This is a genomic window from Mesorhizobium sp. B4-1-1 (assembly GCF_006439375.1).
In the GTDB taxonomy this organism is placed as follows: domain Bacteria; phylum Pseudomonadota; class Alphaproteobacteria; order Rhizobiales; family Rhizobiaceae; genus Mesorhizobium.
The window spans coordinates 1-22011 of sequence record NZ_VFTH01000001.1 but is presented as its reverse complement, the minus strand read 5'-3'; the positions used below and the strand labels follow the sequence as shown (position 1 = coordinate 22011).

17 protein-coding genes and 1 tRNA gene are annotated in these 22011 nt (G+C 63.7%); 10 read left to right on the top strand and 8 right to left on the bottom strand.

Annotated elements, in window-relative coordinates; all coding sequences use genetic code 11:
- The first annotated feature begins 37 nt into the window (after positions 1-37).
- Both FJW10_RS00085 and FJW10_RS00080 read left to right on the top strand, forming a co-directional pair.
- A complete protein-coding gene (locus FJW10_RS00085; RefSeq protein WP_140829968.1) occupies positions 38-391 on the top strand; it encodes a DUF971 domain-containing protein in 354 nt (117 codons plus the stop codon).
- Between the two features lie 93 nt (positions 392-484).
- Entirely contained in the window at positions 485-1096 is a 612-nt protein-coding gene (locus FJW10_RS00080) for a pyridoxamine 5'-phosphate oxidase family protein (RefSeq protein ID WP_140897516.1), read from the top strand.
- Positions 1097-1108: 12 nt separating this feature from the next.
- Here the strand turns inward: FJW10_RS00080 and FJW10_RS00075 are convergent, their stop codons facing one another.
- Positions 1109-1561, bottom strand: coding sequence for a MarR family transcriptional regulator (locus FJW10_RS00075; protein WP_027169363.1), 453 nt, complete (start codon positions 1559-1561; stop codon positions 1109-1111).
- Positions 1562-1608: 47 nt separating this feature from the next.
- Here FJW10_RS00075 and FJW10_RS00070 point away from each other — a divergent pair, with 47 nt between their 5' ends.
- Complete coding sequence (locus FJW10_RS00070; RefSeq protein WP_140897514.1) at positions 1609-2517, top strand: alpha/beta hydrolase; 909 nt, start codon at positions 1609-1611, stop codon at positions 2515-2517.
- Between the two features lie 97 nt (positions 2518-2614).
- On the opposite strand, the gene plsY is transcribed toward FJW10_RS00070, so the two are convergent.
- Entirely contained in the window at positions 2615-3307 is a 693-nt protein-coding gene (plsY, locus tag FJW10_RS00065; protein ID WP_140897512.1) for a glycerol-3-phosphate 1-O-acyltransferase PlsY, read from the bottom strand.
- A 37-nt stretch (positions 3308-3344) separates the two neighbouring features.
- On the bottom strand, positions 3345-3746 hold the full coding sequence (locus FJW10_RS00060) for a rhodanese-like domain-containing protein (protein WP_140829958.1): 402 nt from the start codon (positions 3744-3746) through the stop codon (positions 3345-3347).
- Between the two features lie 297 nt (positions 3747-4043).
- Between FJW10_RS00060 and FJW10_RS00055 the strand changes: the two genes are divergently transcribed.
- A complete protein-coding gene (locus tag FJW10_RS00055) occupies positions 4044-5930 on the top strand; it encodes a murein L,D-transpeptidase (RefSeq protein WP_140897510.1) in 1887 nt (628 codons plus the stop codon).
- 64 nt (positions 5931-5994) lie between these two features.
- Here the strand turns inward: FJW10_RS00055 and FJW10_RS00050 are convergent, their stop codons facing one another.
- From FJW10_RS00050 to FJW10_RS00040, 3 genes are all read right to left on the bottom strand, one after another.
- The gene (locus FJW10_RS00050) at positions 5995-6480 is read right to left on the bottom strand and encodes a hypothetical protein (protein ID WP_140897509.1); all 486 of its coding nucleotides are present in this window, start codon (positions 6478-6480) and stop codon (positions 5995-5997) included.
- 99 nt (positions 6481-6579) lie between these two features.
- A complete protein-coding gene (locus tag FJW10_RS00045; RefSeq protein WP_140897507.1) occupies positions 6580-7308 on the bottom strand; it encodes a lysozyme inhibitor LprI family protein in 729 nt (242 codons plus the stop codon).
- Positions 7309-7393: 85 nt separating this feature from the next.
- Positions 7394-7651 carry a PepSY domain-containing protein gene (locus FJW10_RS00040; protein WP_140897505.1) on the bottom strand — a complete coding sequence of 86 codons (258 nt, stop codon included), beginning with the start codon at positions 7649-7651 and terminating at the stop codon, positions 7394-7396.
- Between the two features lie 416 nt (positions 7652-8067).
- Between FJW10_RS00040 and FJW10_RS00035 the strand changes: the two genes are divergently transcribed.
- A complete protein-coding gene (locus FJW10_RS00035) occupies positions 8068-9849 on the top strand; it encodes an adenylate/guanylate cyclase domain-containing protein (protein ID WP_140897503.1) in 1782 nt (593 codons plus the stop codon).
- A 117-nt stretch (positions 9850-9966) separates the two neighbouring features.
- Entirely contained in the window at positions 9967-14193 is a 4227-nt protein-coding gene (locus FJW10_RS00030) for a cytochrome P450 (RefSeq protein ID WP_140897501.1), read from the top strand.
- Between the two features lie 125 nt (positions 14194-14318).
- On the opposite strand, the gene FJW10_RS00025 is transcribed toward FJW10_RS00030, so the two are convergent.
- The gene (locus tag FJW10_RS00025; RefSeq protein ID WP_140897499.1) at positions 14319-15002 is read right to left on the bottom strand and encodes a Crp/Fnr family transcriptional regulator; all 684 of its coding nucleotides are present in this window, start codon (positions 15000-15002) and stop codon (positions 14319-14321) included.
- A 763-nt stretch (positions 15003-15765) separates the two neighbouring features.
- Between FJW10_RS00025 and FJW10_RS00020 the strand changes: the two genes are divergently transcribed.
- The 4 genes from FJW10_RS00020 (at position 15766) to FJW10_RS00010 (ending at position 21239) form a co-directional block, all read left to right on the top strand.
- Positions 15766-19272, top strand: coding sequence for a S8 family serine peptidase (locus FJW10_RS00020; protein WP_246674069.1), 3507 nt, complete (start codon positions 15766-15768; stop codon positions 19270-19272).
- Positions 19265-20782 carry an MBL fold metallo-hydrolase gene (locus FJW10_RS00015; RefSeq protein ID WP_181177358.1) on the top strand — a complete coding sequence of 506 codons (1518 nt, stop codon included), beginning with the start codon at positions 19265-19267 and terminating at the stop codon, positions 20780-20782. The genes FJW10_RS00020 and FJW10_RS00015 overlap by 8 nt, the downstream gene beginning before the upstream one ends.
- Positions 20783-20881: 99 nt before the next feature.
- Positions 20882-21052 (top strand): hypothetical protein, encoded by a 171-nt coding sequence (locus FJW10_RS30315; protein WP_167449170.1) that lies wholly within the window; start codon positions 20882-20884, stop codon positions 21050-21052.
- Positions 21053-21164: 112 nt separating this feature from the next.
- Positions 21165-21239 (top strand) — tRNA-Val (locus tag FJW10_RS00010).
- Between the two features lie 88 nt (positions 21240-21327).
- On the opposite strand, the gene FJW10_RS00005 is transcribed toward FJW10_RS00010, so the two are convergent.
- Positions 21328-22008, bottom strand: a complete 681-nt coding sequence (locus FJW10_RS00005) for a phosphoglycolate phosphatase (protein ID WP_140898204.1) — start codon at positions 22006-22008, stop codon at positions 21328-21330.
- Positions 22009-22011: the final 3 nt, after the last annotated feature.

The window sequence follows — 22011 nt, the reverse complement described above, 5'->3', positions numbered from 1 at the left end:
GCGGCGTAGGGAAGGGCGCAACCCAGACAGGACAGCCATGACCGCGCCAAAGGAACTCAGGGTCTCGAAGGACCGCAAGCTCTTGACCGTGACTTTCCCCGGCCACCAACCGTTCGAGTTGCCGGCGGAGTTCCTGCGCGTGGCCTCGCCATCGGCGGAGGTGCAGGGCCATTCGCCGGAGCAGCGGGTGACGGTTCCCGGCAAACGCGATGTCGCGATCCTCAAGATCGACCCGGTCGGCAATTATGCTGTGCGCATCACCTTCGACGATTTCCACGACACCGGCATCTTCACTTGGAACTATCTGCATACGCTCGGCCACGAAAAGGACGAGCGCTGGAACGCTTACCTTGCCGAGCTGGCCGAGAAGGGGCTGAGCCGAGATCGCTAGCCTGGCGCAGGCATCCAATTTCGGCAGCCGGCTGTCGTCAAGGCGTCATGGACATGGGGTAGCGCCGGCAAAAGGTCAGGAGGCGAAAAAAAGATGTCGCTCATCACATCCGTCGAACAGCTCGAGGCACTTTACGGATTGCCGGGCGAGGCTTCGGTCGTCAAGGAGCTCGACCATGTGATTCCCGAATATGCCGCCTTCATCGAGGCGTCACCCTTCGTGGCGCTGGCGACCAGCGGACCGGAGGGGCTCGACTGTTCGCCGCGTGGCGATTTCGGGGGCTTCGTACGCATCGTCGACGACAAGACGCTGATGATGCCGGATAGGCGCGGCAACAACCGCGCCGATTCGCTGAAGAACATCATTCGCGACCCACGCGTCGGGCTGCTCTTTCTGGTGCCGGGCTCGGGCACCACGCTGCGCGTCAACGGCCGCGCTCACATCACAACCGATGCCGGGCTTTGCGGGTCCTTCATGGTTGAAGGCAAGCCGGCGCGCTCGGTCACGGTCATCGATGTCGACACGGTCTATTTCCAATGCGCCCGCGCTATCGTGCGCTCCGAGCTGTGGAACCCGGCCAGGCATGTCGATCCGAAGTCGCTGCCAACGCCCGGCCAGATCCTCGAGGTCACAAGCCGCAAGAACATCGATGCCGAGGCCTATGACAGGGAATGGCCGGAGCGGGCGAAGAAAACCATGTGGTAATCGGAAGTCGGCTCAGGCTTCCTTCAGCACGTCGGCGATCTTGCGCATCTGCTCGCCGATCATGTCGCACTGCTCCGGCGTCGACTGGCTCATCGCCTTCTCGATCAGCGCCATGTGAACCTTCAGAGCCTTCATCAGCAGGGCTTCGCCCGCCTCGGTCAGGTTCAGCCGCAGCACCCGCTTGTCCTTCTCGTCGCCCTCGCGGCGAAGCAGGCCGCGCGCCTCGAGCTGCGGCAATAGCATGGTGATGTTGGAGCGGCCGACCAGCAGCTTGCGGGCAAGATCGTGCTGCGACATGCCTGGGTGGCGATAGAGGTTCATCAGCACGTCGAGCTGCGCCGGCTTGAGGTCGAGCGGGGCGAGCTTCACCGCCAGCGTGCGCTCCAGCACATGGCAGGCGCGCGCCACCGCAACCCAGTTGCGAAAGCGAGGATTGTCCCAGGGCAGCTCTTGCTTAATGTTCATGTTTGAACTATTATGTTCATGCTTGAACGAATGGATGGATCGCCAATATGGCATCATTTGGATTGAAGGTCATCCGCGGCGTCTTTGGCGCGGCCGAGCATGTCATGCCACGTCTCGGCGGCCGCGTCGCATTCGAATTGTTTTGCCGCACACCCAATGTCAAATCCTTGAGCGACGGTGAGCGTCGCGCTGTCGAACGCGCCTCGGACTTCATGGCCGAGGCGCGCCACCACCGGCTGAAGACCAGGACGGACTGCGTGGCGGTGCATGAATTCCGCCCGGAGCCGGGCAGGGAGTCGCGCGGAACGGTGCTCGTCATCCATGGCTGGCGTTCGCGCACCGAATATATGCGCGCCCTGATCGAAGGGTTTCGCGGCGCCGGCTACAAGGTCGTCTCGCTCGACCTGCCCGGACATGGCCATTCGCTCGGCCGGCATCTCAACATGGTGACTGCCGTGGACGCGGCGCGGGTCGCCGGTGAATGGTTCGGCCCCTTTGCCGCCGTCGTCGGCCATTCCTTCGGCGGCGCGATTGCCGCCAATGCCGTCGCGGCATCGGTCAAGGGCATGCCGCCGCTTAAGGCGCAGAAACTGGTGCTGATTGCCGCGCCGAGCTCGCTGCCGGCAATCTTCGACGATTTCAGCGACATGATGAATGTCGGGCCGCGCTCCCGCGTCGCCATGGCGGACCGGGTAAAACATCTGTCGGGCCGGCCGCTCAGCGAATTCACCGGCGACCGCCAACTTGCGGAGACGCCGGTGCCGACGCTGATCATCCACGCGCCGGACGACCGCGAAGTCCATGCCGATCATGCGAAGCGTTACGCGGGCGCCGGCGAGCATGTCCACTTGCATTGGGCCAATGGACTTGGCCATCGCCGCATCCTCGCCGACAGGGAGGTCGTTGCGCGCGCGGTCGGTTTCGTGACCGGGCAACGCGAAACGACCCTGCACTAGATCGTGATGGCGTTTCGTTGAATCGCCGTCACGATCTAACTTTTTGTTGGAGCATAATCTTTCCCCGAAGCCGGTTCCCACTTTTCGGGATCATGCTCTAGGAGATTTGCGAGCCTGCATTCGGTCCCGGGCCGCCGCCGCCGCCAAGGCGTGGCTCTGTTCCCGCCAGCAGTCGCTGAATGTTGGCGCGGTGGCGCAGGATCACGTAGAGGCTGCCCGCGATCACCAGCAACCGATATGGCAATGGTTGCTCCAAGCCGCAGACAAGCGCGACCGCCGTCAGCGCCGCCAGCATCGAGCTCAGGGAAACGATCCGGAAAAGAGCGAGTGTGGCCGCAAATGCCGTGGCAGCACCCAATCCTACTGGCCATGACATCGCCAGCAGCACGCCAAGTCCCGTCGCGGCGGATTTTCCGCCCGTGAAATTCAGCCAGATCGACCGGCCGTGCCCCAGCAGCACGGCAAGTCCGGCCAGGCAAACGAGCCAGGGCGCCAACGTCTGCAATTCAAGCGCAATCGGTGGCGTGGCGGACGATATCGCGTAGCACCAGGGATAAAACCAGCGAACAAAGACGATCGCCGCCACGCCTTTCAGCACATCGACAAGCAGAACCGCCAATGCCGGCCATTTGCCCAAGGTTCTGAGCACGTTGGTCGCGCCGGTGGATCTGGAGCCGTGCTCGCGTATGTCGATGCCCTTGAGAAGTCTGCCGGCCAGGTAGCCGGTGGGCGTGGAACCAAGCAGATAGGCGACCGCCAATCCAACCGCACTTGCTATCCAGAAAACCATTGGGTCGATTGATCCCAGACGTTGCGGAAAACTGTGATCAGTCGGCCTTTTTCTTCTGGCCGGGCTCGATCGGCAGGCCGGCCGCTTTCCAGGCGGTGTAGCCGCCGAGGATATGCCTGACTGGTGTCAGGCCCATGTCCTGCGCCGTCTTGGTGGCCAAAGCCGAGCGCCAGCCGCCGGCGCAGAAGAAGACGAAGGTCTTTCCGCTGGCGAAGAACGGCTTGTGATAGGGGCTTTCGGGATCGATCCAGAATTCCAGCATGCCGCGCGTCACATGCTTGGCGCCGGGGATCTTGCCGTCACGCTCGACCTCGCGCGGATCGCGCAGATCGACGAAGATCGTGTCGTCGTCCTCCAGCAGCCCCGCTGCCTCCTCCGGCGAAACCACTTCGATCTCGGCATTCGCCTCGTCGAGCAACTGGCGATAACCCTTCTTCACGGCAAATCCTCCGACTGCTCAAGTTGCCCGGATTTTCAGCATAACGGCCGGAGCTTATCACGTCCGGGCCAGTTTCCGCCGATGTCTGGCGCAATGCCGCAAGCATGGCGCGAACCGAGGCAGGTCACACCGTCTCACAATGATGTGAAACTGTTCTGCAACACGGCTGCGAAAATTTATGGAAGCTTAACGAAATCGGTATGAATCGGTATAGTCACGTCATACATGCGCCATGCGGAGGGCGGGACCGTCCAGCGGCGCGGAACGGGAACCGGTTGCAACCGGTGCGGGTGAAGCATGAAAATCCTCGGGAACAAGAAAACCGTCCTGCCGATCGCCATCGCGGCAACGCTGGCCTTCGGACAGCAGCCGGCAAGCGCTCAAGGGCTGTTCGACATGCTGTTCGGCGGCGGTATCCGGCACAACCCGCAAGGTGAATTTCCGCCGCCGCCGAAGCCACGCAAGATACGGCCGGCAGCATCAGCGGGAGAGGGCGGCGGCAGCGTCAGAATCAGCAGCCCGACGTACAACACCTACAGGGCCGACAAGCTCGTTCGCGTCGATTTCAAATCGCTGCTGCCGGCGCCGCAGCCGGCGACCGCACAGGACGCCGCCTATGTGCCGTCCGTGACGGGCAACAGCTTCCGCGACGCCGTCGCAGGCTTGGGTGATTACGAGCTGTTCGCCGAGCCGGATATCGCCAAGGCACTGATCGCCTATTATTCGGCCAACCCGGATTTCATCTGGGTGAGCGACAACGTCCCCAACGGCCGAGCTCAGGATGCGGTGCGCGTCCTGGGCGAGGCGGCAAGCTACGGCCTGACGCCGGCCGACTATTCCGTCGATGTTCCGGCTGCCACGACTGCCGCTACGCCCGAAGAGCGGACCAAGGAACTGGTCCGCTTCGAGATGGCGCTGTCGGCGCGCGTGCTGCGCTATGCGCAAGATGCCCAGAGTGGCCGCGTCGGCCCCAACCGGATGACCGGTTACTACGATTTCCCGGCCAAGCCGTTCGATCTCGAAGGCGCGCTGAAAACGCTGGCGCATACCCAGGAGATCCGCACCTACCTCGAATCGCGCCACCCGCAGAATGCCGAGTACCAGGCGCTGCGCGTCGAATTGGAAGCGCTCGAGGCGAGCGAGGAAAACGAGATCATCGTCGATCCCAAGTTGTTGCTCAAGCCCGGCGAAAGCAGCCCGGAACTGCCGAAGCTGCTGACGCTGATTTCCCGCAATCTCGACGATGAGATGGGCGGCAACTATGGCGAGGTGCTCGCCAGGCTGGGCAAGAGCGAGCTCTACGATCCCGAGCTTGTGCCGGTGATCAAGGCCGTACAGCAGCGCGCCGGCATGAAGGGCGACGGCGTCATCGGCCCGCGTACCGTGGCCTCGCTGGCCGGCGCCTCGAAGGCCGACAAGATCGAGAAGGTCAAGGTGGCGCTCGAGGAACTGCGCTGGATGCCGTCGGATCTCGGCAGCCCGCGCGTCTTCATCAACCAGCCGGCCTTTACCGCCAGCTATATCGACAATGGTGAGGAGAAGCTGAAGACCCGCGCGGTCATCGGCCGGGTCACCAACCAGACCGCCTTTTTCTACAACCAGATCAAGCAGGTCGACTTCCACCCCTATTGGGGTGTGCCGCAGTCGATCATCGTCAACGAGATGCTGCCGAGGCTGCGCAGCGATCCGGGCTATCTCGACCGCGCTGGCTATGAGGTGACGGATTCGCGCGGCAAGCGCATCCCGTCCTCGGCGGTCAATTGGGGTGCCTATGGCGCCAACATCCCCTTCAGCGTGCGGCAGCAGCCGAGCGAAGCGAATGCCTTGGGCGAATTGAAGATCCTGTTCCCCAACAAGCATGCCATCTACATGCACGACACGCCGCAGAAGTCGTTCTTCGCACGCGACATGCGCGCGCTCAGCCATGGCTGCGTGCGGTTGCAGGATCCGCGCGGCATGGCCGCCGCCGTGCTCGGCACCTCCGTCGACGATATCGCCGAGAAGCTGAAGCATGGGCATTCGACCGAGAATGTCACGCGTGTCATTCCGGTCTATGTCGCCTATTTCACCGCATGGCCGGACATGTCCGGCAAGGTCGAGTATTTCGACGACGTCTATGACCGCGATTCCAAGCTGATGCAGGCGCTCGACGCGACCGAAGCGGTGCGCACGCCGTCAAGCTGAGCGCTGTCTACTTTCAAGCAATTCCGGACGGAAGGCCACGGCGAAGCCGCCGAACCTGACCGCTTCACACGTTTCTTGGAAGTGCCTTGATGAGCGGCCGGCGGAAGCCGGCGTCGCGCCCGGCGATAAGCCAGTAGACCAGCCCGGCCACGAGGCCGGCGGCGGCGATGATGCCCATGTCGGCCCAGCGTTCCGGATCATCGGTGGCGTCCGGCCAGATCAACATGAAACCGGCAGCCGCGGCAGCGGCGCCGAACAGCATGTGCAGCCAAAAGCTTCGCAACGAAAAGAACTCGGCGATCAGGGCGAAAACCAGCGTCTGCATTCCGGTCAGGATGATCGTCAGGAAGTAGATGAACATGCCGAGCGGCGGCACCACCAGCACGGCGACGGGCGTGAACTCCATGAGCTCGAAGTAGCCCGGCGCGTTGGGCAGCGAGCTCAGTATCGCGTAGATCACCAACACTGCGATCAACCCGACAAGCACCGCGACCAGATAGCCGACAAGCACCATCAGGATGCGCTTCAGGACGTAGCCGATCATTGCCATGCACCCCCGTGCCCGCAATCATGGCGCAGTCAGCCACCAAAGGTTTGCCGATGCAAGGGGCGTCCATAGCGCTGGTTTCGCGACGCGGCGTCAGGGTTCTCAGGCGCCGCCGCACAGATGCTGGGAGTCGGGCAGGGCCCATGTGCCTTTGGCGGCGAGGTCCATGGCGTAGTAGACCCTGCCGCGCAGATCGTCTTTCGGACAGTCGCGCGGGATCGCGATCAGGCACATGACGACCGGATCGCCGACCTTGGAACTCGCCAGTCCCGGGTCGCGGTCGTAGGAGACCGCCGTGCCGCCGTTGGTAAATCGCGCCGCGCTGCCGGCTTCCGGGCTGGCGGTTTCCAGCGGGTCGTCACCCAGCCTCGTCGTCAGCGCCGTGATATGGGTGAAGCCGCATTTTCCGATCGACACGGCCAAGGGCTGATCGGTCGGCTTCGGCGCCCTTGCCCCAAGGTCGAGCGCCTTCTTGCCGATGAGCGCGATATTGTAGTCCTGCACCCATTTCGGTGCATTGCCGTAAGTCTGCTGCGCATTGTTCTGCGCGCTGACGATGCAGGCAGCGTCCGTCTTGCAGGCATTCCGATCGGCGACCAGTTTCCTGGCGATCCCGCGTTTGTCGCCGCCGAAAGCGGGCTCGAAACCGGCATAGGCTTTGGTGACCAAAGCATCGATGGCCGACATTTGCGGGTCGGCGCAGATCGCCTTCTCGGCTGGCAACTGCGCCTTTCGGCAATCGAAGGACGGGCCGTTCGCGAGCGCCGGGCGTGATGTCACAAGCGCCGATGCGGCCACAAGCAAGGCGGTTGCGCTGATGTGAAGCCGCATCTTGGTCCTCCGTCCGGCCTGTTTCGACGAGCAAATCTATGCCGAACGCAGGCCTTGCGGAATGGCGGAGGCAACCGAACCAGGCCTATTTGGGTTCGCCGGTCACGGGATCGTAGGTGATTTGGACCTTGGCCTTGTCCGTGGTGTAGTAGGTGATGGTGTAGCCGTCGCTGTCCCAATCGACCTCCTTCACGTAGCGGAAGTCGGTGCGGTGCTCGACCTTGGCGACAATCTCGGACAGTTTCTTTGCATTTTGCGGCGGCAGCGGCTGGTCGTCTGCTGCGAAGGCTTGTCCACTGACAAGCAGGAAAGCGATACCGGTTGCTAAAACAACAGTGCGCATGAGAGCCCTCAAATCTCGTCGGCGTAAGTGCCGTCAGAAACTCGCACGCAGGCGGGTTGGTTCCGCAGCGCCGCAATAGCGCGTTTTTGCAGCGCATCCCTCGATGCGACCGATCCTTGCTGGTGGAAACAGGATTAGTATTGTTTGGCGGAGAAAATATAATAATTTCAAATGGTAAAGTCGCGGTTCGGATGTGTCTCCTGACGTAATGAACGACTAACCATGCGCCGGACGGTGAATTCGTCACATTAGCTGTTCGTGGTAGAGCTTTCGGCAAGACCCTGATAGAATTCTGGTCATAACAGGGTGGCAACAGTGCGCCGGGCCTGCCGAGGATTTCCGTCGGCAGACGGCGACGCGTTTTTTTGAGCGCAGGTCACCTGTTCTGGACTGAAACGGGGACTGGGGGCTCGATCATGGCTGAGCGGAATTATACCCGTCAGCTTGCGACAATCATTTCGATCGACGCCGTAGGATTCTCGAGGCTTATGGGCATCGACGACGAGTCGGCTGTCGCCGCCTTCGAGGAAAGGCGCGACATCATCGCCGGCAGTTGCGGCGCATTTGGCGGGCGCACGTTCGGCGATGCAGGCGACAGCATCATGGCCGAATTCGGCAACCCGATCGAAGCCTTGCGGGCGGCCTTTGATTTCCAGGCCCGGATCGTGGCGCTGAATGCCGCGGCCGCCGAAGGCATGCGCATGCCGTTTCGCGCCGGGATCAACACCGGCGACGTCATCGTTCGGGAAGGCCGTCTCTACGGCGACGACGTGAATATCGCAGCCCGCCTTCAGGAATTCGCGCCGCATGACGGCGTCGCCATCTCGGCGACGACGTGGCATCACGTGAAGGACAAGACGGCGGCGGTCTTCACCGATCTCGGCGAGTTCAGCCTGAAGAACATCGCCCTGCCGGTGCAGGTCCTGATCGCCGGTCGTGGCGGCAACGGCCCTGTCGCGACGGCGTCCTTCGCTCCCATTCCCGCCACGCCCAGTCATTCCAGGCCGATTGCCAAGGGGCCCCCGGCAATCGCCGTGCTGCCGTTCCAGGGCAACGGAAGCGAACCCGATGTCGGCTATATGGCCGACGGTATCGCCGAGGACATCATCTACGGTCTTTCCAACACGCGCTGGCTCTCGGTCATTGCCAAGGGGTCCAGTTTCCAGTTTCGCGACGACAGCCTCGGCACAAGGCTCATCGGCAACGCGCTGGGCGCCCGCTACATCGTCAGCGGCACGTTGGCGCGCTCCGACAGGCAGATTCGTCTCAACGCGTCGCTCACCGACACCTCGAACGGGCGCCTGGTCTGGTCGCAACGTTTCGACCGCGACCTCGTCGATATCTTCAGCCTGCGCGACCAGATCGGCAGCGAGATCGTTTCCATCCTCGACAAGGAGGTCGACCGCGCCGAGCAGGCACGCACGTTCCAGGTGCCGTGGGAAAGCCTCGAAACGTGGCAGTTGGTCAGGCGCGGCCGTTGGCACATGAACAGGCGGACACGTCGCGATACCGAAATCGCGCTCGACTTCTTCGACAAGGCCTACCAGGAAGATCCGAACTCGAGCGCCGTGCTCAATGAGCTTGCATGGTGGTATTTCTGGCGGGCCTGGCTGCGTTTCGGCGACAGCGACGATCTGGAGAAAGTCGAGACGCTTGCGCGCAAGGCGCTTCTGATGGACAGCCTCGATGCGCGCCCGCATGCCTATCTCGGCGCGGCCGACATCATGCGCGGCCTTCCGGCGTTGGCGGCAGAGCATCTTGCCGAAGCGATCCACATCAATCCGAGCTTCGCCTTCGCCCGCTCGGCCATGGGCAGCGCGTACCTTCTGCTTGGCGATGCGACCGGCGCGATACCGTTCTTCCTCGACACCGAGCGGTTGAGCCCGTTCGACCTCTATCGCTTCCACAATCTGGGGGAACTGGCGGCGGCCTATTGCTTCGTCGAGGACTGGCAGGCTGCGATCGCCAACGCCGAGCGCTCGCTCAACCTGTCGCCAAGTTACTTCTACGCGAGGTTCCTGAAGATAGGCGCCCTGACGAGAAGCGGGCGGCGCGACCAGGCGGCGCATGAGCTTGAGATTTTCATGACCAGGCATCCCGATTTTTCCGAGCAGAGGATACGCTGGATACCGTTCGTGGACCCGGCCAAGAACAATTTCCTGATCGGCAATTTCGATCGAGCCAAATCTGCCGCATGATCGCCGGGGCCGACAATAAATGACTGTGAGCGAATTCACATACGCCGGACCGATGCAAACCTAGGCCAGACAATGCCGGCATCGCATTGACGTGGATAGCCGGGGGGCTTGAACGCGATGATCACTTTGAAGTACTTCGCCGCCGTCCGCGCCGCTCAGAAGAGCCAGCGTCCGGTCGCCGAAATGCCGCCGTTCGATATCGACCGGCTGCGTTCCAAGGGTGGCTTTGCTTCCCGCATCGCCGGTTTTCTTCTGGGCGATCCGCGCTGGCTTCTGGCGCTGCTGCGCCGTTTCTGGCCGAATCTCGGCTTCGGCAATTTCCTGCTCGTCACCAAGGGCGCGGACGTTCGCGACATATTGGAGCGGGGCGACGAGTTCGAAACGCCTTACGGGCCGGAAATGGCCGAACTCGCCCGCGGCTCGAATTTCATTCTCGGCATGCAGGACGGCGCCGCGTACCGGCAGATGAAATCGGCGGTGCTGAGCGCTTTCCCGCCGGCGGAGGTCGAGGCCGCCGTCAGGCCGATCGCCGAGCGCCATTCGCGCGACATCATGACCCGCGCCAGTCCCGGCTTCGATGCCATCGCCGGATTGATGAAGATCGTGCCGGTGCGCATCTGCCGCGATTATTTCGGCCTCAAGATCGACGACGAAACCGAGTTCGCCGACTGGTCGATCGCGCTCAGCGCGCTGTTCTTTTCCGACCCGACGGCAAGTCCCGCCACGCGCCAGCTTGCCGTGGTCGGCGGCGATCGGCTGATCAAGATCATAGACCGCTCGATCGCGGCGGTCAGGGAAAAAGCGGACAAGGACGACCGGCCGCTTGCCCGCCTCGTAGCGCTGATGGATCAGGGGCGCCTGTCGCTGCCCGACATCCATTCCATCATGCTCGGCATGGTCGCCGGTTTCGTGCCGACCAATGTGCTTGCCGGCAGCAACTGCCTGGATGTGATCCTGTCGCGAACGGACGCACGGCAAGCCGTCGATCAGGCAATTGCCGCCGGCGATACCGGCAAACTCGACCGGGCGATCATGGAAGCCATGCGGTTCAAACCGATCTGGATCGGGCCATGGCGCTATACCAGACGTGACGCGGTCATCGGCAAGGGCACGCGCCGCGAGCGGCTGGTGAAGGCCGGAACCGTGGTGATGCCGGCGACGCTTTCGGCGATGTTCGATCCAGAGATCGTGCAGCGGCCGAACGAATTCGATACGTCGCGCCCGCATCGCGACTACATGGTTTTCGGCTACGGCATCCATTTGTGCATCGGTGCCGAGATCGCCCGCATCCAGATCGGCGAATGCATCCGCGCCCTGTTCAGCAAACCGAAGCTTGGCCGCGCGCGCGGCAGGGCCGGCAAGATGGTCAATGTCGGCGCCTATCCGGCAAGCCTCAAAGTCGATTTCGAGCGTTCGCCGCTTTGCCGCACAGCCGACCAGTCGATGGTGACGGTTGTCTGCCCGATCATCCGCTCCATGCCGCTCGATGCGGTGCGTGACAAGGTCGCCGACCTTGGCAATCCCGCGATCGGCGAGCTGCGCGGCGCGCTCGACAAGGTCGGCACCATACATTTCACCAGCCTAGCCGTCGCTCCCACCGGCAAGGATGAAAAGACGGGAATGGAGGCCGGCGCGCTGGTGTTCGAAATCTCCGGCGACGGCAGCACCGACGATGTCATAACCGCCATCGCGCAATCGATCGGGCACAGGCTGCGGCCGATCTTCAGGGATGTCTGCGGCCTGCCGGACGGCGGCTCGCTGGAGGATTTCCTGAAGAGGAACCACATAGAGATATCGCCGTCCTTCGGCAGCGCCGCGGGCTTGGTTTTTTCCGGCACGCCAGGCCATTCCGTACGCCGCATCCTTGCCGAGGCGCGGCTCGCCGACAGCGTGCGCGAGATCGTCGAAAAGCCGCGCGCGGGCGCCGGCAACGCGATGGATGTGCTGGCCGAGGCACGCCGGCATGTCCGTTGCCTCGGGCAATTCGGCTGGGCGTTCGAGCCCGCCGAAAGCCAGCTGGAAAGGCCGCCCGGCCATTGGTCGCGCGCGCTGACGACGACGCTGCTGACGCCGGCGATGTTCGTCACTGTTGCGATCGTCGTCCTGGCCTTTTGGCGCATGACTTATGTGCTGGTGTTCGGGAACCCGCATGGCGTCACCTTTGCCAACATCGCTATCGCCGGCGCCGCGCTTCTGCTCACGGTGCTGGGCCTGCTGGCCATTCTCGCCCTGTTCGTGGGTCTTTGCTTCCTGGCGTTGCGGCGGCTGGAGGACAAGGACCGGCCGGCGAACACGCCGGTCGACATCGGCGCGCTGGAAAAGATCCTCGCCAATGAGGACCACTGCGCGCAGAACAACCTGACGGCGATCTCGACGATGAAGCCGGGCATCTTGCGGCGGCTGGCGCTGCGGCTCTCCTTCTATCTCATCTCGATATCGGCACAGAAAGTGTTCAGGCCGGGCTTCCTCGCCACCATCAACACCATTCATTTCGCCCGCTGGGTGCTTTTGCCCGGCACCGACAGGCTGGTGTTCTTCTCCAATTACGGCGGCAGCTGGGAAAGTTACCTGGAGGATTTCATCGCCAAGGCCTCGGCCGGCCTGACCGGCGTGTGGAGCAACACCGAGGGCTATCCTCGCACGCGCTGGCTGTTCCTGGACGGCGCGCGCGACGGCGATCGTTTCAAGCGCTGGGCGCGGCGCCAGCAGGTGCCGACGCTGTTCTGGTACAGCGCCTATCCGCACCTCAACACACCGCGCATCCGGATCAACTCCAGGATCAGGCGCGGCATCGCATCGGCCACCGGCAACGAGGCGCGCGACTGGCTGAGCCTGTTCGGTTCGCTGCCGCGCCCGCCAGCGCGGCCGGCGGACGCGACCAGCCTGCCCGAACCGCCGCCCGCGCCGCTCGAAAAGCTGGAATCCGGGGAAATTCAATCCATTTTCTTCGGGCCCTTCGGCGCGCTCGGTCATGCGCATATGCTTGCGATCCAGGTGCCGGAAGGGTTGCCGGCGGCGAAGCGCAAGTCGTGGCTCGACTTCGTGATCGACAAAACCAGTTTCGGCGACGGAGTGCCGGCCGGCCGCGCCATGACCGTGGCTTTCGGCCCCAACGGGCTGCGCCGGCTCGGGCTGCGGGGCGGTGTCGACGACGAGCCGTTGGACACGTTTCCTGTCGCCTTCCGGCAAGGCATGGGAACGCCCGAGCGCAGCCGCATTCTCAACGACACCGGTCCCGACGCTCCCGACAAATGGCAGTGGGGGTCGTCCGCCAAGCCCGTCGACGTCGTCATCGTCTGCTATGCCGGGACGCCGGCCGCGTTGAAGGCAGAAATCACCGCCATGAAGCGACAGACGACAGGCGCAGGGATGTCCGTGGCCGCCGAACTGCCGCTGATGGTGCGGCGCAACGGCAAGCGGGCGGTCGAGCATTTCGGCTTCGTCGACGGCGTCTCGCAACCGATCGTCCGGGGCACGCAGCGCGCCGCCAAAGGAGCGGCGCCCATGCATCTGCTGGCGCCCGGCGAGTTCCTGTTCGGCTATCGCGACGAGCATGGCTTCTATCCGGCTTCGCCGTCGGTCGAGGCGGCGCTGGATCGCACCGGCATCCTATCGCAGGTGCGGCGCAACCGTCAGATTCCGGGGCAGCCGCCTCCGCCGCGCGATTTCGGCCGCAACGGCACCTTTCTCGTCCTGCGCCAGTTCGAGCAGCATGTCGAATTGTTCGACGACTATTGCAGGAAGGCCGCGACGCAGGCAGCAAATGAGACTGGCGATTCCACCATCACACCGCATTGGGTGGCGGCAAAGATGCTCGGTCGCTGGCAGGACGGCAGCTCGCTGGTGCGCAATCCGAACGGACGCCCTGGCCGCGGCGTCGACAATGATTTCGCGCTCGGCGCCGAGGATCCGCAGGGACATGCCTGTCCGCTCGGCTCGCACATACGCCGGTCCAACCCGCGCGATTCGCTGGGCGAGGACCGCGAGACGCAGATCAGGATCGGCAAGCGCCACCGGATCCTGCGCGTCGGCCGCACCTACGAGAAGAAGGACAGGGGCGGAAAGACGGAGAAGGGCCTGCTCTTCATGTGCCTCAACGCCGATATCGAACGCCAATACGAATTCATCCAGCAGACCTGGGTCTCGTCGAACTCGTTCCAGGGCCTTGTCGGCGAGACGGATCCGACGATCGGCACGCGGGGCGGCGGCGGCCGGTTCTCGATCCCTTCCTGGGAAAAGGTCACCGTGCTCAAGGAGGTGCCGCAGTTCGTAACGACAAAGGGCGGCGGCTATTTCTTCATGCCGAGCCGGTCGGCGCTGCGCTATCTGGTCTCGCGGCTCTGACCGGTGCGCTGAAAGCTGTTCGTCGTTTCTCGGATGCGACGAACCGACGGAGCCATGGCGAAACCGCCGAGCGGGCTGGGCGAAACCGCCGAGCGGGCTACGGCGAAACCGCCGAGCCTGATTGCTCAGTCGTCGTCCTGCGATTCGGCGATGTGGTTCAGCGCGGCGGCGTTGGTGATGCGCAAGCCACCGCGCCTGATGGCGATCATCTGCCGGCTGCGCCAGTCGTTCAGCGTCTTGTTGACGGATTCGCGCGTAGCGCCGAGGAACTCGCCGAGCTCCGACTGCGAAATCGGAATCCAGCCGGCCGAGTCCGCCATGACGCCGCTCAAGAACACCAGCCGCTTTGCCAGCCTGGCCTCGATGCCGAAAAAGGCCTGGTCGCCCAACTCGCCGCTGACCCAGCGCAGCCGCGTGCACAGCAATTCGATCATCGCGCGGGCCAGAGGCGGGTTTTTTTCAATGCGGTCAAAGAGTTGTGTCCGGTTAAGTGAAACCAGCTCACAGGCCGTGAGGCAGATGGCGGTCGCCGTGCGCGGGCGCCCGTCCAGCGCTCCGATCTCTCCGACGAGGCTGCGCGACAGTTCGATATTGGCCACCAGCTTCTGCCCGCCGGGCGAATAGATCGAAATCTCGACGGTGCCGCTCATCACGCCATAGATGCGGTCGGACGCATCCTCCTGGACGAACAAATGCTGACCGGCCGCATAGCGCTCCAGCTTGCAGCCGCCGAACAGCAGGTCGAACTGGCGCGGGTCGATGCGCGCCAGGCGCGGCAGGTTCCTGTCGTCCGCGCCGTTTGTAGCCATGATACGATTCCGCCTCTCGTTAGACGGAAATTGTAGGATAAGTGCGTGCTCGATCAAAGCGTCGTCTCCTTCTGTGGTAGCTTGCCGAATTCTCGGGGTGACGGACGGAGGATCAAAGTCACGCCTGATACGCCGAAATCGGATAAGCCGGCAAACTCTAAGGAGACCGGGCGCACTGGCGGTTGCGGGCCGATCCTTGGAAACGCCGTCCGCGCGCTTGGGTGGGAGGTGCCCATGCGCGCAGACAGCAAACCTGAAAATGGCTAGGTGATCGAAATTTCTCCTCGAGAACCGCATCCAGATCGCAGTCCGGCAGCAGCGGCGGACACCGCAGTCAGGTAGGGCCGTCGATGCCGCCGTTGCAACATTTGAGCGCAAGCCCTGTCCGACGTATGTGAAGGTGCTCACAGATATGCGCGCCGGGCGGACCGATGGTTATTCTGGAAATGCATGGTTCACGCCTCGATCAATCTTTGCCTTGCAGCCGGCATGATTGCCTAGTCGGCAAATAGACCAGTCGAAGCGTGGCTGGAACCTTGGCTTGACTGTAGCGGACGGTCGGCGCCATGGTCCATCTTGAGGGAGGGACGCCGTGGCAGCCGCGAAGGGACTCCTTGTAAAGGTTCGTGGCGACGGCGCGGGGCTCTCTGTGCGAGGCGGGCCGCCGCGGATTGGCGGGATCGAAGCCGAGCCGATCCTTACTCTCCCGCCTGGTGCTGCAAGCACCGGTACGGCCGCGGCCGCGGACCTCGGCGCCACCTGGTTGCGCTTGGCCGCGGATGCCGCCGAAGCAGACAATCCCTGGGACCACGCTCACGATCTTGTCGCCCGGGCTCCGGCGCTGGCGGCCGCGGGCGCCGAGGTGCTCGCGGTCGAGCCCGATATCATGCAGCAATGGGACTACAAGGACAGCGCCGGCGATCGCGGCATGGCGGCAAGCGCAGCTCCGACATGTACTTTCGACGACCAGGATCCGCAGGGCGGACAGGCGGTGGTCGCGGGCCGCGTCGCCTGGAATGCCGCGCCGGACTTCAGCCAGTTCAAGGCCGCGCGCGAAAGCGTCGGCGCCAAGCAGGCCAACATCACCATCGCCCATCTCGATACCGGTTTCGATCCTGGTCACGAAACCCTTCCAGCAGGACTTCTTACAGCGCAGCAGCGCAATTTCGTCGACGACGGGACCGGCCCGAACAACGCGACCGACCACGCTCCGGCCGGCACACTGACCAGCAATCGCGGTCATGGAACAGGCACGCTCAGCCTGCTGGCCGGCAACAAGCTCGACGGCACGTCGCCGCATTGGCCGGGCTTCACCGATTTCGTCGGCGGCGCGCCACTGGCGAAAATCCTGCCGGTGCGCATCGCCGACTGGGTGGTGCGGCTGACCACCGGCACCATGGTGCAAGGCATCGACTATGCGCGCCAGCAGGGCGCGCAGGTATTGTCGATGAGCATGGGCGGCCTCGCCTCGCAGGCTCTGGTCGACGCCGTCAACCTTGCCTACGACCACGGCGTGGTCATGGTCACGGCGGCCGGCAACAATTTCACCATCACGCCGAGGAGCATCGTTTATCCCGCGCGCTACAACCGGGTGCTTGCGGCCTGCGGCGTGATGAGCGACGGGCGCGCCTATGCCGGGCTCGCCCTCGGCACCATGCAAGGCAATTACGGGCCGCCTTCGAAGATGAGCACGGCGCTGGGAGCCTACACGCCGAACGTGCCCTGGGCTGAAATCGATTGCCGCAAGGTGGTCGACATGGACGGCAACGGCACCTCGGCCGCCACCCCCCAGGTCGCTGCCGCGGCCGCTCTGTGGCTGGCCGAGCATTGGGACGTGGTGAAGAATTATCCCCAGCCATGGATGCGGATCGAGGCGGTCCGCAAGGCGTTGTTCGCGAAGGCCTTGAAATCGACGGCCAAGATGAATGCGGCGGAGACGAAGGAGAAGATCGGGCAGGGCGTCTTGCGGGCCTTCGATGCGCTGGGCTTCCCGCCGCCGGCGGCGAACAGCCTGACGAAGCTCGCTCGAGCCACCTACACATGGAGCTGGCTGGACCTTTTGACCGGCGGGAATTCGTTGGCGGCGCTCCCGCGTGCGACGCTTCGGCAGGGAACGATGTTTGCGCTTGAACTGACGCAGATGGCGCAAGTCACGGCGGCAGTCGAACAGGCGATCGCCGATCCGGATGGCGATCCGGGCAGTATTTCGGCCGCGGCGCGCAACCGCTATCTCGAAGCGGCGCTCGACCAGGGCAACCCGTCGAAGCCGCTGAAGGCGTTTCTGGAAGGTTTGCTCGGAAGGCCGGGCGCCAGCGCGGCGGTTCCGGCGCCGGTCATGGGCCCCGCGCCGGGTATCAAGCGCAAGCCACGGCCGATGCCGCCGCCGCAACGGCGCCTGCGCATTTACGCGCTAGATCCGTCGGTGGCGAAAAGGCTGGATTCGGTTTCGGTCTACCAGTCGACGCTTTCGGTGCCGTGGGACGACGAACCGGCGACCGACAGGCCGTTACTGTCGGGTCCGATCGGCGAATATCTTGAGGTGGTCGATGTCGACCCCGCGTCCGACCGCGTCTACGATCCGGTAGACCTCAACGACAAGGTGCTTCTGGCGCAGGATGGCCTGCCGCCTTCGGAGGGCAATCCGAAATTCCACCAGCAGATGGTCTACGCCGTCGCCATGACCACGATCGGCCATTTCGAGCGCGCGCTTGGCCGGCGGGCGTTGTGGGCGCCGCATTATGCCGAGGCTCCCGGCCGGACCGGCGACATGACGGTGAAGGCGCGCTACGTGCCGCGCCTGCGCATCTATCCGCATGCGTTGCGCGCCGAGAATGCCTATTACAGCCCGGAAAAGAAGGCGCTGCTGTTCGGCTATTTCCCGGCGACCAGCAACGAGGGCGACGTCACCACGCCCGGAACGACGGTGTTTTCGTGTCTGTCCAGCGACATCGTCGCGCATGAGATGTCGCATGCGTTGCTCGACGGGCTGCACCGCCGCTTCCAGGAAGCGTCCAACCCGGACGTGCCGGCCTTCCACGAGGCCTTCGCCGACATCGTCGCGCTGTTCCAGCATTTCACGCTGAAGGAGTTGGTCAGCTTCGAGATCGGCAAGGCGAGGGGCGAATTGTCGGCCGCCTCGCTGCTTTCCGGTATCGCCAAGCAGTTCGGCGAAGGCAGCGGCCGGGCCGGGCCGTTGCGCGAATATGGCGGCGCCGGCATGGCCGATCTCGACTACGACAAGACCGTGGAGGCGCATGACCGGGGCTCGATCCTGGTCTTCGCCGTCTACCAGGCCTTCCTGGCGATCACCGATCGGCGGACCGACGATCTGATCCAGCTTGCCACCGGCGGCTCCGGCATCCTGCCGGCGGGAACCTTGCATCCGAGCCTGGTCGAGCGCCTGACCGACGAGGTCGCCAAGACCGCCAGGCAGATGTTGACCATGTGCATCCGCGCGCTCGACTATTGCCCCTCCGTCGACATCACTTTCGGCGAATACCTGCGCGCTCTGGTCACCGCCGACCGCGACGCCTATCCGGACGATCCGCTGCATTACCGCCTGGCTTTCCTGGAATCGTTCCGCAAATGGAAGCTCTTGCCGCGCGACGTGCGCACCATCTCGGAGGAGACGCTCGCCTGGAGCGCGCCGGAAGATCCTTCTCCGACCTGGCTGAAAGGCCTGCTCAGCAAGATCGACCTCGGCTGGAACCAGAAATTGAAGCGGGCCGAGATCTTCGCGCTCAACGACAAGAACCGCTACACGCTGTGGAAGGCGATGCACAAGACCTTCGCCTCCAACCCGGACCTCTACAAGCAGTTCGGCCTGCTGCCGGATCTGCCTCGCTACAATGAGGACGGGACGGTCATGCACGCGCCGAAGAAAGGCGAGACGACCTTCGACATCTACAGCGTGCGCCCGACTCGCCGCGTCGAGCCGGACGGCTCGTTCCGCGTCGAGGTCGTGGCGGTCATCCAGCAGCGGATTCCAGTTGCGCTCGACGGCACAGCGATGCCGCAAGGCATGGCTAAGGGCGACGGCTTCTTCTGGTTCCGGGGCGGCGCCACCATCATCATCGACCCGCGCGAGGGGTTCGAGGAGATCCGCTACTCGATCATCAAGAACACTGGCAGCGCGGACCGGCAGAAGCGTCAGGCCGGGACTATGGCCGCCAATTACCTGTCGCCGCTCAGAGCGCTCTATTTCGGCGGCGAAGTGTCGGAGCCCTTTGCCCTGCTGCATGCCAGCGATGGAGATGACGACCATGTCTAGAAAGCCGGCGACGACGACAAGGCCGGCAAAAGCGGCTACCGTACCGGCGTCGGGCGTCACCGTCCGGCATTACTGCCAGGGCATCGGCGATTGCCATCTGCTTACCTTCAAAAAGGCGGACAAAAAGCCGTTCCGCATGCTCATCGATTGCGGCATCCATGTTTCGATCGCGGGCGGTCCGGCGCTGGTCGGCGACATCGTCGCCGACATCAGGAAAGAGACCGGCGGCAAGATCGACGTTCTCGTCGTCACGCACGAACACTGGGACCATGTCTCCGGCTTCCTGACGGCGAAGGACCTCTTCAAGGATTTCGTCGTCGCCGATGTCTGGATGGCGTGGACCGAAAATCCCGCCGACGCCGAGGCCGCGGAACTCGACAAGTTCAAGGGCCAGGCGCTGGCGGCACTGCAAGGCGTGGGCCAGAAGCTCGACGGAATGCAGGGGCTGAGCGCCTACATGGCCGGCGTGCGCGACGGTCTGCAATCCGTGCTTGGCTTCCAGTTCGGCGCTGTCGGGGAGCGTGTGCGCTCGGCTCGCGACGCTGCGGCCAGGCTTTCGCAAAAACCGTCGCCGACCTATTTCGAGCCCGGCGGGCCGCCGGTATCGATCGACGGGTTGCCCAACCTTCGCGTCTATGTGTTGGGCCCGCCGCGCGACAAGGCGGCCCTGCGGCTGGAGGAGAAGGCGAGCGAGATGTTCCCGCTGGCCAGCGGCGGCCCGTTTGCGCGGGCCCTGACCAGCGGCCTCAAGATGAACGAGGGGGCCGACGCTAATTATCTCGACGAGCTCAGTCCGTTCGAACGCAATGTCGGCACGCCGCTTTCCGCGGCGCTCAACGGCGACAAGGGCAGCGACCCGACCGTCGATGTCGCCACCTTCGTCCGCAAGCATTATTCCGGGCCGGTTTCGGCCGCTGCATCCATGGAAGACCGCGACCAGTCCTGGCGGCGCATCGACGCCGACTGGATGGGGATCGCCGCCGACCTTGCCCTGCAGCTCGACCGCGGCGTCAACAACACCAGCCTGGTGCTGGCCTTCGAGTTCATCGACAGCGGCCGGGTTCTCCTGTTCCCCGGCGACGCCCAGATCGGCAACTGGCTGAGCTGGAAGGATCTGAAATGGCCAGTGGGGCAGGGCACAGTCACATCGGCCGATCTTCTGGTGCGCACCGTCTATCTCAAAGTCGCCCATCACGGCAGTCAGAACGCCACGCCGGAGAAACAGGGTTTTGACCTGCTGACGAGCAGCGACCTGTCGGCTTTCATCCCCACCAACAAGACCGATGCCTTGAAAGTGCATTGGGGCGAGATGCCCTACGACGGCATCCTGACGGCGCTCGAGACAAAGACGAAGGGCCGCGTCATTCGTGCCGATGATCCATGGCTGGCGGACAAGAACGGGAAGCCGGCTTTTGCCGCGCCATCCGGTTCGATCCAGGCAGTACGCAGCGCGCCGCGCGATGCGGCACGCGGACCAGGCGGACTGTGGGTCGAAGTGGATCTGGCCTGAGAGTTCGCCACCGAGCCGGTTGCGAAAAGTCGAAAACCGCTCTATGGAGCGTGCGGCTGAATGAGGGCGGCTACTCGACACATTGCACAAGGTCGCCCCATGCCCGATGCATTCTCACGCGTCATCGCCTTCCTTGCCGTGGTCACGGCCCTTTTGTTTGCCGGGTTGCATTTCCACCAAGGCCACATCATCGCCACGCTCTATTTCATGACCGGCGCCGTTCTGGTGACGGCGGTGACGCGGATGAATGTGCGCAGAGGGCTGATTTAGAGCCTTGACCGGTTCGGCTCGGCAGCCGTTCGAAGATCGTCGGCACATCGCCTTGACTTCGAGAGCTTGCCTACCTTATATCGCGGCTCGCTTCGGCCTTCGGGCAAAGAGCGGGCGATTAGCTCAGCGGGAGAGCACACCCTTCACACGGGTGGGGTCGCAGGTTCAATCCCTGCATCGCCCACCATCCAACAGCTTGATAGTGTTGGATGAATGGCCCGACGAATTCTTCTACATCTTCTACAATTGCACTGGGGACGACGGGTTCTGCGCGCTCAGCGCGCCGCCGCGATCAGCCGCTCGGCCAGGTCCGGCGTCAGCGTGTCGAAATGCGAGATCACCAGGGTCGGCTCGAATTCGCGCACATGGCGGTCGGTGTAGCCGAAATCGACCGCGACCACCGGAATGCCGGCAGCCTTGGCGGTATCGATGTCGGTTTGCGAATCGCCGATCATCAAGGCGTTCTCCGCATCGCCGCCGGCCAGCCGGATCGTTTCGGTGAGATGGCGCGGGTCGGGCTTGCGGAAGGCGAATGTGTCCTGGCCGCAGATCGCGGCAAAATAGCCCGACATGCCAAGCGCGCCGATCAGCGTTGCGGAGTTCGCTTCGTATTTGTTGGTGCAGACCGCCATCAGGTAGCCGGCGGCCTGAAAACGATCGAGGGCGGCGACGACGCCGGGATAGGGGCGGGATTTGCCGGGAATGTTCAGCGTGTAATGGTCGAGGAACAGTTTCAGCAGCCGGTCGTGCTCTTCCGCCACCAGCGCCTTGTTCTGCGCGGCATGCGCGCGTTCGATCATGACGCGCCCGCCATGGCCGACGAAACGCCGGAAACCGGCTTCGTCGACAGCGGCGAGGTCGCTTGCCGCCAGGCTGTGGTTGAGGCTGTCGAGCAGGTCGGGCGCCGTATCGACCAGTGTTCCGTCGAGATCGAACACGATGATCGGGCGGGTCATGGG